Origin of the sequence: Metapseudomonas cellulosilytica (assembly GCF_049334135.1) — a bacterium.
Classification (GTDB): Bacteria; Pseudomonadota; Gammaproteobacteria; order Pseudomonadales; family Pseudomonadaceae; genus Metapseudomonas.
The window spans coordinates 143912-157782 of the sequence record NZ_JBHZGN010000001.1 but is presented as its reverse complement, the minus strand read 5'-3'; the positions used below and the strand labels follow the sequence as shown (position 1 = coordinate 157782).

10 protein-coding genes are annotated in these 13871 nt (G+C 65.7%); 3 read left to right on the top strand and 7 right to left on the bottom strand.

What is annotated here, in order from left to right:
- Nucleotides 1-36: 36 nt before the first annotated feature.
- From ACFW0H_RS00750 to ACFW0H_RS00740, 3 genes are all read right to left on the bottom strand, one after another.
- On the bottom strand, nt 37-1992 hold the full coding sequence (locus ACFW0H_RS00750; protein WP_422911993.1) for a sulfatase-like hydrolase/transferase: 1956 nt from the start codon (nt 1990-1992) through the stop codon (nt 37-39).
- 158 nt (nt 1993-2150) lie between these two features.
- Nucleotides 2151-3068 carry a formylglycine-generating enzyme family protein gene (locus ACFW0H_RS00745; RefSeq protein ID WP_422911992.1) on the bottom strand — a complete coding sequence of 306 codons (918 nt, stop codon included), beginning with the start codon at nt 3066-3068 and terminating at the stop codon, nt 2151-2153.
- Nucleotides 3069-3577: 509 nt separating this feature from the next.
- Nucleotides 3578-4915, bottom strand: a complete 1338-nt coding sequence (locus ACFW0H_RS00740) for an MFS transporter (protein WP_422911991.1) — start codon at nt 4913-4915, stop codon at nt 3578-3580.
- A gap of 727 nt (nt 4916-5642) precedes the next feature.
- On the opposite strand from ACFW0H_RS00740, the gene quiC reads away from it, so the two are divergent.
- On the top strand, nt 5643-7553 hold the full coding sequence (gene quiC, locus ACFW0H_RS00735; protein ID WP_422911990.1) for a 3-dehydroshikimate dehydratase QuiC: 1911 nt from the start codon (nt 5643-5645) through the stop codon (nt 7551-7553).
- 96 nt (nt 7554-7649) lie between these two features.
- The gene (locus ACFW0H_RS00730) at nt 7650-8318 is read left to right on the top strand and encodes a TetR family transcriptional regulator (RefSeq protein ID WP_422911989.1); all 669 of its coding nucleotides are present in this window, start codon (nt 7650-7652) and stop codon (nt 8316-8318) included.
- Here ACFW0H_RS00730 and ACFW0H_RS00725 read toward each other — a convergent pair.
- Genes ACFW0H_RS00725 through ACFW0H_RS00710 form a run of 4 tightly spaced genes read right to left on the bottom strand, consistent with a single transcriptional unit; the run spans nt 8260 to nt 12864 of the window.
- Nucleotides 8260-9990 carry an FAD-dependent oxidoreductase gene (locus tag ACFW0H_RS00725; protein WP_422911988.1) on the bottom strand — a complete coding sequence of 577 codons (1731 nt, stop codon included), beginning with the start codon at nt 9988-9990 and terminating at the stop codon, nt 8260-8262. The two genes, ACFW0H_RS00730 and ACFW0H_RS00725, sit on opposite strands and share 59 nt — an antisense overlap.
- Before the next feature lie 5 nt (nt 9991-9995).
- The gene (locus tag ACFW0H_RS00720) at nt 9996-10316 is read right to left on the bottom strand and encodes an NIPSNAP family protein (RefSeq protein WP_422911987.1); all 321 of its coding nucleotides are present in this window, start codon (nt 10314-10316) and stop codon (nt 9996-9998) included.
- Nucleotides 10317-10325: 9 nt separating this feature from the next.
- Nucleotides 10326-12044: an FAD-dependent oxidoreductase gene (locus tag ACFW0H_RS00715; RefSeq protein ID WP_422911986.1), complete on the bottom strand. Its 1719-nt coding sequence runs from the start codon at nt 12042-12044 to the stop codon at nt 10326-10328.
- A gap of 10 nt (nt 12045-12054) precedes the next feature.
- Entirely contained in the window at nt 12055-12864 is an 810-nt protein-coding gene (locus tag ACFW0H_RS00710) for a shikimate dehydrogenase family protein (protein ID WP_422911985.1), read from the bottom strand.
- Between the two features lie 175 nt (nt 12865-13039).
- On the opposite strand from ACFW0H_RS00710, the gene ACFW0H_RS00705 reads away from it, so the two are divergent.
- A complete protein-coding gene (locus ACFW0H_RS00705) occupies nt 13040-13810 on the top strand; it encodes an IclR family transcriptional regulator domain-containing protein (RefSeq protein WP_422911984.1) in 771 nt (256 codons plus the stop codon).
- Nucleotides 13811-13871: the final 61 nt, after the last annotated feature.

The following is a 13871-nucleotide window of genomic DNA, read 5'->3' as shown; positions in this document are numbered from 1 at the left end:
ACTTGACGGTGGGTTCTGGCTGTATCCCCTCAAGGTTCAGCCCACCCATTTCTTCCAGAGCAATCGCCAGAACTGGTAGACGGGATAGGAGGGTTCGTAGCGCCCCTCCAGGACCGCTTCCAGATAACGACCGGCGCTGCGCAGGTACTCCTGATCGCTACCCGCCATGCGCTTGATCGTCGGCAATGCGGCCTTGGCCTGTTCGCCGATGAAGGTCAATGCATTGAGTGCCTGGAGTTGCACCTGCCAGGGCGACGATTCGCTGTCGATGATCCCCGCCAACACCTCGACCGCTTCGGGCGTCGGCATCGACAGGGCCACGGCCTCGGCGGCGACTACACGGTTCTGAACCAGTGCGTCCCCGCGCATCTGCAGCAACAGCCGCTCACGGGCCGGGAGCGATGTCTTCCCCAGCATCAGCAGCCCTTGCAGAGCCCAGTGGCGTATCAGCGGATTGGCGTCATCCAGGTGGCTCAGCAACACCTGAAGGTTGGTGTCCTCGCGCTGGGCGGCGAGCTGACCCAGCTGCATCAGGCGTGGCAGGGGATAGGCCGCGGGATCACGGCTGGGCAGATAGCCTTCGATCGTCATCCATTCGGGAATGAAGCCGTTGTCGTTGATCGCCAGCATGTGCTCGTCCAGCGCGCCACGCATTTCAAGCAGGCGCGCAGCTTGCTCGGGCAGGGCTGCCAGGTTGTGCAGTTGATCCGGGTCCTGCTGCAGGTCATAGAGCTCCTCGTACGCCCTCGGCCCCGCGAAGAATCGAGCCTGGGCCTCATTCAGGCGCCCCGCCAGGTACTCGCGCTCCAGGCTCTGATAGCCGCCGGTCAACCATTCGAATGCCCCATGCTGCCCCATCGGCCGGTGTGGGCTGTAGTTGCGCACGTAATGAAAGCGGCCGTCGGAGACCGCCCGAACGAAGTCGTAACGCTCGGCGATGCGGTTGCGTCCACCGAAGACATAGCGCCGCGCCGGCGCCAGGTGCCCGCCAAGGAAGGCGCGGCCCTGCATCTGGGGAGGCGTGGCGATTCCGGCAATCGAGAGGACGGTAGGGGAGAGGTCGACGAAACTCACCGGCGCCTGGACTTCCGTGCCCATCCTGGCCGGCGAAAGGTGCGCCCACTTGGGCGGCACATAGACCACCAGTTCACAGCGCAACCCTTCATCGGTGCAATAGCGCTTGCCGCGTGGCATGGCGCCGCCGTTGTCGGAGAAGTAGAAAACGATGGTGTCGTCGGCGACACCTTCCTCCTCCAGTTCGCGGAGCCATTCGCCGACTTCGGCATCCATCTTCGCTATCGCGTTGTAGTAGGTCGCCAGGTCCTCGCGCAGCTCCGGGGTATCGGGTAGATAGGCGGGCAATTGGACCGCCTCGGGCTTCACCGGGCCGGATATGGACCGCAACAGCTTCGACTCATGGGTCGTCATGCTGTTGAACATTGCCATGAAGGGTTGGCCGTTCGGGCGATTCTTCCAGTGCGCCCTGGACCCGACATCATCGAAGATGGCCGCCGGGTCGACAGTGCAGTTGAAGTCGGTCTTGTTCGCGTTGACGCAGTAGTAGCCGGCCTTGCGCAGGTACTGGGGCCAGGTGCCGATGATCTGCGGCAGCGAAGCCTCCGCACGCATGTGATTGGCCGGGGCGTTGCTCTCGGCATGCATGCCGGTCAGGATGGCGAAGCGTGAAGGTGCACATACCGGTGCCGAGCTGAAGGCATTGCGGTAGATAAGGCCTTTTCTGGCCAGCGCATCGATGCAGGGCGTATGCGCCAGGGGATCCCCGTAAGCCCCGTACATCGGCCGGTGGTCTTCGCTGACGAGCCAGAGAATGTTCGGCCGCGCTTGCCCGGCACGGGCGCTGTCGACAAAATGACCGGCCAGCCCCAAGGCGGCCAGACCCGTCACGCTCTGCTTGAGAAAGGTCCGACGCGAAGGACCATCGGGCCTGGTAACGGCTGGCGCGACCTCGTCTGCAATATCCTGTTTCTTCATGACTTACTCCTGGTCAACTCAGTCCATCCCGGAGCGCTCGAGCGATAACTCCTCCGGCATGCAGGGACGAATCTCCACGACCCCATCGGTCGGCCGAGGGGGCTGAATACAATGTCAACGCTCAAGGGAGGAACGAGCGGGACGACTCTGCCGTCGCCTTATGCAGGGGGGATGCGCTGGACGCAGCGAAACCCGACGTGGCTCGTCGTTGTGTCTATCGGCTGTGGAATCCGCGCGGCCGGGCGATAGCGCTGGCAATAGTTCGGTGCGCAGAGGTGGGAGCCGCCTTTCAGGACCTTGCGCCCGACCGGCATATCGGGCATCGACGGATCGTAGCTTTCCGCTTCGCTTCCCCCACGCGGATTGGAAGGCACGCAACAGCTCGCTGCCGACTGGGCCGACGACAAGCGGAACCAGTCGGCGGTCCACTCCCAGACGTTGCCGATCATGTCGAACAGACCATGGCCATTGGCGGGAAAAGAGCCCACGGGCGAGGTTCGCTCCCAGCCGTCGTGCATGAGGTTTTCCCAGGGGAAACGGCCTTGCCAGTAGTTGGCGAGCATCCTGCCTTCCGGTGCCAGGCTGTCGCCCCAGGCGAACTCGCTGAACTCCAGCCCTCCGCGTGCGGCGTATTCCCATTCGGCTTCGGTCGGCAGCGCCTTGCCCGCCCAGGCCGCGTAGGCCTCCGCGTCTTCATAGGCGACATGAACGACCGGATGATCGTCCAGCCCCGCAACCGAGCTGCCGGGGCCCAGAGGCTCCCGCCACCATGCTCCCGGCTGGAGCCGCCACCATTGGGCGACGTTCCCCATGTCGACTGCTTTTGCCGGCGGCACGAAGACCAGCGAGCCGGCGACGGCCATCTCCGGCAACATGCCTGGGTAGTCGGCGGGGTCAGGCGCCCTCTCAGCGAACGTTTGATAACCCGTCGCTGCCACGAAAGCAGCAAACCGCGCGTTGGTAACCGGGGCGACATCGATCAGGAACGAGTCGACCTTCACCTTGCGGATCGGCCGCTCCTCCGGATAGAAGCGTTCGGAGCCCATGCAGAAGATTCCGCCAGGTATGTGCACCATGGCGTCTGCGCCACCTGTGTGGGCCACCATCGCTATGACGCCTTGCCAAGAATGGCAGCCAGGCTGCCGAGTAATCTTTCCACTTCTGCCACCTTTTATTGTTGTGGGTCTGCAAGGGGGGCCGTTGTCCGCCTCAGGGTCCGCCGGCGCCGATAACCGGCGAAGGAGTCCTTCACAGAGGTGCCAGCGAGCCTTTGCGCAAAAACAATCCAGTTGGATAAATATGCAGATTGCGCGTCACGCTGTCAACGCTGACGGCTGGGTGCAGGGGGTGTGCCTCAGCAGGTCTGGAAAGAGCGAGCTAGCCGGCCAGTAGGGTGCGCCGAGCGCACCAGGGGTTGAGCGAGGCGCAGGGGGTCGATCCCGCGATCGGTGCGCATGGCGCACCCTACCGTGGGGCCATTGCAGGAGTTTCGATGGGGCAGGCTATCGGGATTGAGCAAGGCAGGCGGGGCGGGTGGTACGCAGGAGGGGATGCGGAGGCCCGGCCGGGCCTCCGCGAGGGTGGATCAGCCTTCGACCTGTTCGATCTTGCGCGGGGCCATGAAGTACAGCCAGGTCAGGGCGATGAAGTACATGGCCGGGATCATGGTGAAGAGCACGGCATAGTTGTTGTTGGTGGCGGTCAGCACACCGCCGACGATCTGGGTCATGAACATGCCGCCGATGGCTGCGCACATGCCGCCAAAGCCGAACACGGTACTCATCAGGTGCTTGGGCGTGTAGTCCATCACCAGGCTCCAGATGTTGGCGGTCCAGGCCTGGTGGGCACCCACGGCCAGGGCGATGGCCAGTACCGCGACCCACAGGCCGCTGGCGTTGGCGGCGAAGACCACGCCGACGATAGTGCAGGCGAAGATCAGCATGGAGGACAGGCGCGCGGTGATGGGTTTGACGCCGCGGCCGATCAGCCAGGAGCTGAGGATGCCGCCGCCCACGCTGCCGAAGTCGGCGGTGAGCCAGATCAGCATCAGCGGGATACCCATCTGGGTGACGCTGATGCCCAGGCTGTACTGCTGGTTGAGGAAGGGTGGCAGCCAGTAGAGGTAGAACCAGAACACCGGCGCGGTGATCGAGTAGGCCAGGGCGAAGGCCCAGGTGCCGCGCATGCGCAGGATGCGGCTGAACGGCACCTTGACCGGCTCGGGTTCGACGGCCTGGTTGATGTAGTCCAGTTCGGACTGCTTCACCCGCGGATGTTCTTCCGGGTTGAAGTAGTTGATCGACCAGAACACCACCCAGACAAGGCCCAGGCAACCCATGCCGATGAAGGCGGCCTGCCAGCCCCAGACACTGAGAATCAGCGGCAGCAGGGCGGGGGTGAGCATGGCGCCGACGTTGGTGCCGGCGTTGAAGATGCCGGTGGCCAGGGCGCGTTCGCCGGCCGGGAACCAGATACGGGTGGTCTTCACGCAGGCCGGGTAGTTGGCCGCCTCGGTCAGGCCGAGGATGAAGCGGCAGACCATGAAGCCGGCGGCCGAAGTGGCCAGGCCGTGGGCGCCGGTGGCGAAGCTCCAGAACAGCACGGCGAGGAAGAAGGCGCGCTTGACGCCGACCTTGTCGATGAAGCGGCCCTGGAGCAGGAAGCCGATGGCATAGCCGACCTGGAACCAGAAGTTGATATTGGCGTAGTCCATCGCCGTCCAGCTCATCTTCTCGGCGAGGATGGGCTGCATCACACCGAGGGCTGCGCGGTCGATGTAGTTCAGGGTAGTGGCGAAGAACACCAGGGCGAGCATGCCCCAGCGCATCTTGCCGACGGCCATCGCGCCGCGGATCTTGGCGAACATGCCACCCTGGTGAAGGGCGGGATCGGGAGCGATGCGGGTGGATTGAGACTGGATCATTGTTGTTTTGCCATCCGTTCTGTGACTGGTACGCCAGTCGGTCTTCGACTCGTTTCGGCCACCGCTTCCCGCTTCTGCGACGCCTTCTTGGCGGTGCGCGAAGGGGCGATCCGTGCCAGGGCGGGCGAATCGTCCTTGAAGGAATCCTGCGGCGGTTTGACCGGGTTGTGCCTTCAGGTCAGGCCTGAAGAGGCTGGGGCAACCGGGCTATTCGGAGTGCGGCTGGCTGCACCGCAGGGCCGACGTGGCCGCAGAGCTAGCAGAAGGAGAGCGGGAAGGGGGCGTGCAGGCTGGTAGAACGTTGAGTGCGAGCATGAGCAGGTACCCGTTTCTTGAAATTGTTATGTCGTGACGCTTCTTGGTTTGCCATCGCAGGGCCTGTCGGATGACTGGGCTGGCAGTGATGCCACCCGACGGGTTGCCTGCAACATGGGGTTCATGTTGCGCAGTGATCGAAAAAGCGTCAATTCGATAACCGGCCTTTTGTTCGTTAATCGAACACAAAACTAACTGGTTCGTACATATTGAATTGCTGGGCTGACTTTACGCGCGAATAATCGATCCGACTACGAAAACAAACGGCTTCGCCTGCTTTTGTAGGGGCGAATTCATTCGCCAAGCAGGCCGAAGGTCTGCCCCTGGGACTTGTAGGGGCCGCTTCGCGGTCCTTGGCGAATGAATTCGCCCCTACACGTATCTCCCGCGCCCACCCACAAGGAGCTGAAGCATGCAGCGTTCCATTGCCACCGTCTCCCTGAGCGGTACCCTGCCGGAAAAACTCGAGGCCATCGCCGCCGCCGGTTTCGATGGTGTCGAGATCTTCGAGAACGACCTTCTCTACTACGCCGGCAGTCCCCGCGAGATCCGCCAGATGTGCGCGGACCTCGGTATTGCCATCACCCTGTTCCAGCCCTTCCGCGATTTCGAAGGCTGCCGTCGCGACCGCCTGCAGAAGAACCTCGACCGCGCCGAGCGCAAGTTCGACCTGATGCAGGAACTGGGCACCGACCTGGTGCTGGTGTGCAGCAACGTCCAGCCGGACGCGCTGCCGGACGAGGAAGTCCTGGTGGACGACCTGCGCCTGCTGGCCGAACGCGCCGGCGCGCGGAACCTGCGCATCGGCTACGAAGCGTTGGCCTGGGGCCGCCATGTGAACAGCTGGCAGCAGGTCTGGAACCTGGTGCGTCAGGCCGACCACCCGGCCCTGGGCGTGTTGCTGGACAGCTTCCATACCTTGTCGATCAAGGGCGATCCGAGCGGCATCGCCGAGATTCCCGGTGACAAGATCTTCTTCGTGCAGATGGCCGACGCGCCGCTGCTGGCCATGGATGTGCTGGAGTGGAGCCGGCACTTCCGCTGCTTCCCCGGTCAGGGGGAGTTCGACCTGGCCGGTTTCCTCGCACCTATCATCCGCAGCGGCTACAAAGGTCCGCTGTCGCTGGAGATCTTCAACGACGGCTTCCGCGCCGCGCCGCCGCGGGCCAATGCCGCCGACGGCCTGCGCTCCTTGCTTTACCTGGAAGAGAAGACCCGCAAGTTGCTGGAGAAGGACCCTGTGCCTTCGGCCAACCTGGACGCCCTCTTCGCGCCGCCGCCGGCCAGCCGCTACGACGGCGTGGAGTTCCTCGAGTTCGCCGTGGACGAGGTCCAGGGCGCCCGGCTGGCCGGTTGGCTGGAGCGCCTGGGCTTCGCCCGCGCCGGTCAGCACCGTTCCAAGGATGTGAGCCTGCTGCGTCAGGGCGACATCAACATCGTGCTCAATGCCGAACCCTATTCCTTCGCCCATGGCTATTTCGAGGCCCACGGCCCGTCGCTGTGCGCCACCGCCCTGCGGGTCAAGGACAGCGCCAGCGCCCTGGAGCGCGCCCGCGAGTTCAAGGGGCAGCCCTATCGCGGCCTGGTGGGCCCCAACGAGCGGGAAATCCCCTCCGTGCGCGCGCCGGACGGCAGCCTGATCTACCTGGTGGAGCAGGCCCCCGCCGGCCAGACCATCTATGACAGCGACTTCGTCCTCGACCCCGCGGCCAGCCAGGGCGGCCAGTTGCAGCGCATCGACCATATGGCCCTGGCGCTGCCGGCAGACGGCCTGGACAGTTGGGTGCTGTTCTACAAAAGCGTGCTGGACTTCGAGGCCGATGATGAAGTGGTACTGCCAGATCCCTATGGCCTGGTGAAGAGCCGCGCCATCCGCAGCCGCTGCAGCAGCATCCGCCTGCCGCTGAACATCTCGGAGAACCGCAACACCGCGATTTCCCATGCGCTGTCCAGCTACCGGGGTTCCGGCGCCCACCATATCGCCTTCTCCTGCGAGGACATCTTCGCCGAGGTCAGCCGTGCCAAGGACGCCGGCGTGCCGCTGCTGGACATCCCGCTGAACTACTACGACGACCTGGCGGCGCGCTTCGATTTCGACGACGAGTTCCTCAGCGAACTGGCCTACTACAACGTGCTCTATGACCGCGATGCCCAGGGCGGCGAGCTGTTCCACGTCTACACCGAGCCGTTCGAGGGGCGCTTCTTCTTCGAAATCCTGCAGCGCAAGAACGGCTATGCCGGCTATGGCGCGGCAAACGTCGCGGTGCGCCTGGCGGCCATGGCCAAGGCGCGCAGCGGCGCCATCGCCAAGGCCAAGCTGTAGACCGCGCGGAAGCCTGGCACCGCATCTGTGCCAGGCTTCCTTACGGCCGCCGCCCAGCCCATAATCGATCCAGTTTCCGCTGGCCGTGAGCCCAAGATGACAATAACTGCCGACCTCCAAGAACTGCCCACAGAGGCTCCCCGCAAAGGGCGCAAGAACAATCCGGAGAAAACCCGCGAGAACATCCTCCAGGCGGCCATCGCCGAGTTCGTCCAGCAGGGCCTGTCCGGGGCCCGAGTGGACGCCATCGCCGAGCGCATGCACACCTCCAAGCGGATGATCTACTACTACTTCGGCAGCAAGGAACAGCTCTACGTCGAAGTGCTGGAAAAGCTCTACGGCGACATCCGCAGCACCGAAGGCAAGCTGCATCTGGCCGAACTGGAACCCCGCGAAGCGATCCGCCGCCTGGTGGAGTTCACCTTCGACCACCATGACCGCAACGTGGATTTCGTGCGCATCGTCAGCATCGAGAACATCCACTACGGCGAGTACGTCAAGCAGTCCAAGGCCATTCGCTCCATGAGCACCACGGTGCTCGATGCCCTCGGCGAGATTCTCCGCCGCGGCGAGGCCGAGGGCGTGTTCCGCCCCGGCCTCAACGCCCTGGACCTGCACCTGCTGATCAGCTCTTTCTGCTTCTATCGCGTCTCCAACCGCAATACCTTCGGCGAGATCTTCCAGATCGAGCTCACCGACGAGCAGGTCAAGGCGCGGCACAAGGAGATGATCTGCGAGTCGGTGCTGCGTTACCTGCAGGCCTGACCGCGTCCGTCGCCAAGGCAAGGCCCGCCAGGTAGCCGAAGGTCATTCCCGGTCCCAGGGTGATCCCGCCGCTGGGGTAGTGCCCACCCATCACGCTGGCCATGTCGTTGCCCACCACATAAAGGCCGGGGATGGCCTCGCCCCGGTCGTCCAGCGCCCGCGCCGAGGCATCGGTGCGCAGTCCGGCAAAGGTGCCCAGGCTGCCGGGTACCAGCTTCACGGCATAGAACGGCCCCTGGCGAAGCGCCGCCAGAGATGGATTGGGACCGTGCAGCGGTTCGCCCTGGGCCTGGTTGTAGGGCGACGCGCCGCGTTGGAAATCCGGGTCGATGCCGCGCTCGGCAGTGGCGTTGAACGCTGCCACGGTGGCTTCCAGTTGCGCCCCGTCCATGCCGCATTGGCGAGCCAGTTCGACCAGGGTGGCAGCCTTGTACAGGTAGCCGTTGCGCACATGGCGGCCGGTCGGGAAAGGGAAGGGGCGGGCCCAGCCGATGCCGTAGCGGCGCTGCGCGCGGTGGTCGCAGATCAGCCAGGCGGCCGGTTCTTCGCCGGCCGGCGTGGCACGCAACAGCGCATTCATGAAGTCGTGGTAGGAGTCGGCCTCGTTGGTGAAGCGCCGGCCATCGCGCAATACGGCGATGAAGCCCGGCTTGGCGCGCTCCATCAGGTGCGGGAAGCCGCTGAAGCTGCCGTCGGCGCGGGGGACCCGCGAAACCGGCGCCCAGGCGGCGGGGCTGGACAGGTCTTCGGCGACCCGGGCGCCCACGGCTTCGCCCAGTCGCAGGCCGTCACCGGTGTTGCTCTTTGGCGCGGCGGAATGGTGCTCGTGGCCGAACAACCGGGCGCTGCGCTGGCGGTCATGGGGAAAGCCGCCACAGGCCAAGACCACGCCGCGACGGGCCATCACCTTCACCACACGGCCATCCTGTTGCAGTTCCGCCCCCGTGATGCGTTCACCGTCCCGCAGCAGGCGCCTGGCGGCCGCGCCGGTCTCCAGGCTCACCCCCAGATCGAGGGCGCTGCGCAGCAGGCGCGCCACCAGGGCATTGCCATTGACCAGGTGCAGGCCACGGCCATGCAGCAGGCGATCACGCCAATGCCGTAGCAGGCGGCCGGCGACGTAGAGGGCCGAGCGCGGCGAGCGGCCGGCATTGAGAAAATGCGCCAGGTCCGCGCCGCCCGCGATACCCATGCCGCCGAGGCTGATCAGGTCCAGAGGCGGGCGCAGGGCCTGCAGCCAGGGGCCGAGCCGGCGGCCGTCATAGGGCAGGGCGCAGAGGGAGCGGCCGCCGCGCACGGCGCCGGGCGAGTCGTGCATGTCCGGCATGCGGCTGCCGGACTGGAACTGCACCTGGGTATTGCGCTGGAAGAAGTCCACCATCTCCGGGCCATGGCGAAGGAAGGCGCGCAGGCGTTCATCCAGCTGCTCCACGCCCAGTTCGGCGCGCAGGTAGCTTTCCACCGCTTCCTCGGCGTCCTCGAAGCCTTCGGCCCGGGCCAGGGGATTGCGCGGAATCCACAGCCAGCCACCGGACCAGGCGCTGGTGCCACCGAGGTGGCCGGTCTTTTCCGCCACCAGCACCTGCAGGCCCTGGTGCGCGGCGGTGACCGCCGCGGCCAGGCCGGACGCGCCGGAGCCGATCACCAGCACATCGCAGTGGTGTTCGACCATGGTGCTCACTGCAGCGGCGAGAAGGCGGTGGGGCGCATCAGGCGCGAATCGAGATGCACCACGGCATCCAGCTCCTTGTTCAGGCGGCCGAACTCGGCCCAGCGCGGGTCCGCCGCCATCTTCGCGCGGCGCTCGGCGCGATCGTCGAGGCTCTCGTGGGCCCAGATGTGCACCACCTGATTGGCCTCGCCGAACTCGGTGGTGAAGAAGCCCACCAGCTTGCCCAGGTGCTCGGTCTGCAGTTCCAGGCAGTGGCTGCGGTAGAGGGCCAGCCAGTCGGCCAGTCTGGTGGGCTTGATGGTGTAGGTGCGCAGTTCGTAGTACATGGGGATTCCTCAGCGTTGGGATTGCAGGTGCTTGGCGGCATGGCAGGCGGCCAGGTAGCCGAAGGTCAGGCCCGGGCCGATGGTGATACCGGGGCCGGGGTAGGTGCCGTCCATGATCGAGTTCATGTCGTTGCCGGCGGCGTAGAGACCGACGATGGGCTGACCCCGGCGGTCCAGGACATTGGCATTGGCGTCCGTGACCAGCCCGCGGGCCGAGCCCAGGTCGCCGGTATGGATGCGGATGGCGTACCAGGGCGCGCGGACCAGCGGTGCCAGGCAAGGGTTGGGCTGGTGGTGCGGGTCGCCCAGGGACTGGTTGTAGCTGGTGGCGCCCTTGCCGAAGTCGCGGTCCACGCCGGCACGGGCATCTTCGTTGTGCCGGGCGAGGGTGGTGGCGAGCCCTTGCGTGTCGACCCCGAGGACCTTGGCCAACTGCTCCGGAGTATCGGCGCGGAACAGGTAGCCGGCGTCGATCAGGGCGCTGTTGTCCACCGGGCTAGGCCGCGCCAGGCCCATGCCATAACGGCCCATGGCCTCGGCATCGCAGATCAGCCAGCAGGGCGCATTGCCGTCGCGCTGCATGGCCTGGACGAAGCTGTGGTAGGAGTTGGCCTCGTTGGTGAAGCGCCGGCCCGCGCGATTGACCGCGATGATCCCCGGCTTGGCGCGGTCGGTGACCAGGTGGGGGAAACGCTCCAGCTCCCCACCGGGCCGCCGCAGTTGCGAAACCGGCGCCCAGAAGAAGTTGGCCGCCATGCCTTGGCCGGTGGCTGCGTCGACTTCGGCACCCAGGGCCAGGGCGGCGCCATCGTTGGTCGCCGGCGACATGGTCAGGTGGTCGCTGCCAGTATCCGGACGGAACTGCGCGGCCTGCTCGCCCGCGGCGAAGCCGCCCATGGCGCAGACCACGCCGCCACGGGCATGCAGGTCGAGCAACTGGCCGTCCTTGCGGACCCGCACGCCGCAGACGCGGCCCCGGTCGAGTATCAGGGATTCGGCGCTGCAGTCCAGCCAGAGCTCGACACCTTTAGCGAAGGCGGTGGTGGCCAGGCGGGCGATCAGGGCATTGCCCACGGTCAGGCGGGTGCCGCGCTCATGGCTGAGGCGGTCGCGGCCGTAGCGGGCCAGCAGCTTCAGGCAATGCCAGAGCGACCTCGGCGAGCGACGGAAACTGAGGAAGTGCTGGATATCGACGCGGTTCACCATCATGCCGCCGAACAGCAGCATGCCCTCCGGCGGGCGGCGCAGGTCCTTGAAGCGTGGGCCCAGGCGGCGGCCGTCGTACTCCACCATCTCCAGGGCACGGCCGCGGTCGGTGGCGCCTTGTTCCAGCGGGTAGTAGTCCGGCGAGAAGGGCCGCAGGGCATAGGCCAGTTCGCTGTGCTGCTCGAGGAAGCTCAACGCTTCGCGTCCACGGCGGATGAAGGACTCCACCAACTCGGGGTTGTAGCCGGGACCGATGGTTTTCTTCAGGTAGGTGCGGATCGCCTCGGGACTGTCCTGGATGCCGGCGGCACGGGCCTGGTCGCTGTCGAAGATCCACACGGCGCCACCGGAAATGGCCGAGGTGCCGCCGAATTGGGTGGCCTTTTCCACCATCAGCACCTTGAGGCCCTTGCACGCGGCGGTGGTGGCCGCGGCGAATCCGGCGGCGCCGCTGCCCAGGACGATGAGGTCCCAGGTCCCCACGATGTTTTCCGCCCGGGGCGGCTGCACGGCTGTGTTCATGGCGCGTTCCTCAGGCTTCCAGCGGCATCACGCCCATATGGGCACCGAGATTGCCCATCTGCGCGCGGGCCATTTCCGGACCGGTCTGGATGCGGCAGCCGAGGTCTCGGGCGAGGGCGAGGAAGGGGGTGATCACCGGGCTGGTCACCACGTCGGCCACCAGCGCCTTGGGAGAAAGGCTCTCCAGCAGCACGCCCGGCAGCGGCAGTTCGCCGGTATCGCCCATGCCCACCGGAGTGGCATTGACCACCAGGTCGAAGGCACCGAGGCCATCGTAGGCATTGCCGACCGTCATGTGCGGGAAGGCGCCGCGCAACACGCCAGCCAGGCGTTCGGCACGGGGCTGGTCGAGGTCGGCGATCACCAGTACGCCCACGCCGGCCTCGCAGAGGCCGTAGGCGATGGCCGCGCCAACGCCGCCGGAACCCACCACCAGGGCGCGTTTGCCGGATGGCTCGAAACCATGGGCGCGGGTGGCCTTGAGGAAGCCTTCGCCGTCGACGTTGTCGCCCAGCAGCCGGCCATCGGCCTCACGGCGGATCACGTTCACCGATCCCAGTGCGGCGGCGCGGGCGCTGAGCTGGTCCAACTGGCCGGCCAGCACCTGCTTGTAGGGCACGGTCACCACGCAGCCGCGCAGGTTGTTCCAGCCGCGCAGGGACTGGATGAAGGCGGCGAGGTTCTGCTCGGCCATGTCCACGGCGATCATCGCCAGTTCCTGGCCATTCTCGGCGAACCAGGCGTTGAAGTTTTCCGGCGATTTCACCTGGGCGATGGGGCTGCCGATGATGGCCACCAGTTCGGTCGAACCACGGATCATGTTGATCTCCTGGGCTTGTTGTTGTGCCGGCAGTATTGCCAGCGGCCAGGGGGCAGCCAACGGATCCGAAGGCCGTTTTGCTTGATGATCGCAACAGCTCTGCGATAATCGCACTAATCGGCGAAATCAGTCCGTACGGGCGAACACGCAGCACATAGAGGGCAGGGCAGAGCGGATGAAGACACCGGTGATCCACCAGCGCGACCTGATCGCAGGACTACAGAAGGGCCTGGCGCTGTTGCAGCTGTTCAGCGACGAGCATCCGCGCCTGTCCGTGCCCCAGGCCGCCGCCATGTCGGGCCTGACCCAGAGCGCCGCGCGGCGTTTCCTGCTGACCCTGATCCATGAAGGTTTCGCCGAGACCGACGGCCGTCATTACTGGCTGACCGCCAAGGCCCTGCGCATCGGCCAGGCCTATGTGGATTCGGCACAGCTGCCGCGCATGCTGCGGCCCATCGTCGAGCAGGTAGCACGGACCACCCAGGAGCATGTGTCGGTGGGGCTGCGGGACGGGGATGACATCGTGCACATCGTCCGCAGCCGCTACAGCCATATCGCGTCGCTGTCGATCCGGCCGGGCTCGCGCATGCCCATGTACTGCACGGCCAGCGGACGCATCTGGCTGGCGTCGTTCTCGCCGGAAGAACTGGACGCCTATTTCGCGCGCGTGCCGCTGCGCCAGCTGACGCCCTATACGCGAACGGGCATCGAGGAACTGAGAGAGGAATTGCAGAAGGTGGCCACCCAGGGCTTTGCCGTGGTGGACCAGGAATACGAGGCGGGGATGTGCGTGCTGGGCGTGCCGCTGACCAACCGCAAGGGGGAGTTGAAAGCCAGCCTGACCATCACCACCCACGCATCGCGCATGAGCGGCGACGAGATGCGTCAGCGCTACCTGACACCCCTGTACGAAGCACAAGCCTTGTTGAAGCCGGTGCTGGATTGAGGGGTGTTGTGACGCCCACCTTGGAATCCATTTCGTAGGGTGGAAATCCCTGTGAGGGATT